Source organism: Actinosynnema sp. NPDC023658 (assembly GCF_040639995.1).
In the GTDB taxonomy this organism is placed as follows: Bacteria; Actinomycetota; Actinomycetes; order Mycobacteriales; family Pseudonocardiaceae; genus Actinosynnema.
This window is the reverse complement of record NZ_JBFAAX010000912.1, coordinates 1-2,187: the sequence shown is the minus strand read 5'-3', so window position 1 is coordinate 2,187 and position 2,187 is coordinate 1. Positions and strand designations below refer to the sequence as shown.

Below are 2,187 nucleotides of genomic sequence, written 5' to 3'. Positions count from 1 at the left end.
GCCGTCCCCTTGCCCTGGCCGGTGGTCGTGGTGACCGAGTAGATCCGGTTCGGTTGCAGGGAGAGCGAGTAGGCGCCGCCGCTCGGCGTGACGTCCGGCTGCCGGACGAACCAGTCGGCCGGGTTGGACGAGCCGAGGTCGGTGGACCACACGTGCAGCGCGCCGGTGCTCAGGCCGCCGGTCACGTTCACGGTCACCGTCTGCGCGGATCCCGTCGTCGACGTCTCGTAGATCGTCGAGTAGTCGGTGTTGTTCGTCGACTTCAGGGAGATGTACGAGCCGTTGTTGCGGTTGCCGCCGAGGTAGCCGCTCGCGGAGCCGGTGAGGAACCGCCAGCCCGGTTGGGTGAACTGGGCGACCTGGGCGTTGGTCCACAGGCTGCGGCCCAGTCGGTAGGCCCCCGACCAGGGCGAGGACGCCACCGCCAGGGCGTCGGTGTTGAACGGCAGGTTCGGGTAGAGCGCGGCGACCAGCGGCCAGTTGACGAAGCCGGTCATCTGGCCGTCGAGGTAGCCGCGGGTGATGCTGCGGATGTAGGGCGCCGAGCCGGAGATGTAGTCCTGCGACCCGAACTCGCTGGCCCACAGCGGTTTGCCGGTGGCCACGGCGTTGGCGCTGGACGGGCACGAGGTGGCCGCGCCCAGGTAGCCGCACGGGTAGTGGGAGCCGACGACGCCGACGGCCGCGCGGAAGGCCGAGTCACCGAGGATCTCGTCGGCGGTGCCCCAGCCGAAGCTGTCGTCACCGACGATCTGCACGGCGCCGTAGCCGTTGGCGTTGAGCGCCGAGCGGAGGTTCTCGTACCAGGTCTTGTTGTGCCCGCGCTCGTTCCAGCCGCCGAGGTAGCCGATGGTCAGGCCGTGCTGCTTGGCGCAGTTCAGCCAGGAGATGTCGTAGTCGATCATGTCCTGGGACCAGAAGTTGCCGTTGCCGATCCACCCCGGCGCGGCCCACGGCAGGGCGATCAGCTTGATGTTCGGGTTGCGGGCGACCGCCTGCTCGCCGAGCCAGAACTCGTAGCCGACGTTGCAGTTGATGTCGCCGCGGACGTGCTGGTGGCTCGGTTCCGCGCCGTCGGTGGAGTTGGCGTCCCCGCCGATCTCCAGCTTCAGCAGCTGCACCGCCGCGCCGTAACCCGGCTTGAACAGGTAGTCCAGGATCTGCGAGCGCTGGGCCTCGGGGTAGTCGATCAGCAGTCGGGAGTTGCCACCCCCGCCGCTGATCGCGCCGACCCCGTCGAACGCCCTCCCGGTGGAACCGCCGTTCACCGTGATGGAGGTGGCCGCCTGCGCGGGCGGTGCGGTCACCACCGCCGCGCCGGTGGCCGCCAGGACGACGGCCAGTGCCAGGGCGGGCAGGCTCCTCCCGCCGTCAGGTCGACGTGCATGCATCGTTCACCAGATCCTCTCTGATCCAGTCGGAGTACGCGCAGTCGTGGTCTTGCGGGCGGGCAGCGGAAATCGGCCGTGTCGGGACACGGCTGATCGCTCGGTGATTGTGCGACTGCTATCACAGGCGCCTGTAGAAGTGTGTAGCACTCTGTTGGGTTCACTGGCAATACGCACATCAGCATGTGCGCATTTGTTCGATCGTAATGCTCGATGTTGAGTCCACAGAGGACTGGATCATTGTCTCGATTGGCGCGGGCACCGCCACCGGCACGCGGCGGGAGCCGGTCGGCACCGCCGCCGCGCACCGCGGAACGACCTGGCCGCGCTCACGCGGGTCGCTCGTCCATTCGGATCCACGCGCCCCGACAACGATGTCAACCCTCTACTGTGGACGCGGGAGACCTCAATCCTTCGCGCGCGAGGAGATCCGACATGGTCCGCTATGGCATGGTCATCCGGCTACGCCCGGAGCGACGTGAGGAGTACCTGCGGCTGCACGCGGACGTCTGGCCCGCGGTCGAGCGCACCCTGCTCGACGCCAACATCCGCAACTTCACCATCTTCCTGCACGACGACCTGCTCTTCGGCTACTACGAGTACACCGGCGACGACCACGCCGCCGACCAGGCCCGCATCGCCGCCGACCCGGAGACGCAGCGCTGGTGGACGTTGACCGAGCCGTGCCAGGAGTCCCTGTCCCCTCCGGGTTCGGACGCCTGGTGGGCGCCGATGCGGGAGGTCTGGCACCTGGCCGGCGACTGACCCGGCCGAGCCGTGCCGCCGGGGCGGGGCGTCC

At 68.8% G+C, this 2,187-nt stretch carries 1 protein-coding gene and 1 pseudogene; one reads left to right on the top strand and one right to left on the bottom strand.

Annotated elements, in window-relative coordinates:
* A pseudogene (locus tag AB0G02_RS36320) lies at nt 1–1,391 on the bottom strand (galactosylceramidase); the annotation flags it as partial.
* A 432-nt stretch (nt 1,392–1,823) separates the two neighbouring features.
* Between AB0G02_RS36320 and AB0G02_RS36315 the strand changes: the two are divergent.
* Nucleotides 1,824–2,153, top strand: a complete 330-nt coding sequence (locus tag AB0G02_RS36315; RefSeq protein ID WP_360803852.1) for an L-rhamnose mutarotase — start codon at nt 1,824–1,826, stop codon at nt 2,151–2,153.
* Nucleotides 2,154–2,187: the final 34 nt, after the last annotated feature.

Bases quoted from the DNA above. Each gene is read 5' to 3' on its own strand.
- AB0G02_RS36315 (WP_360803852.1), top strand. From the start codon at position 1,824: ATGGTCCGCTATGGCATGGTCATCCGGCTACGCCCGGAGCGACGTGAG.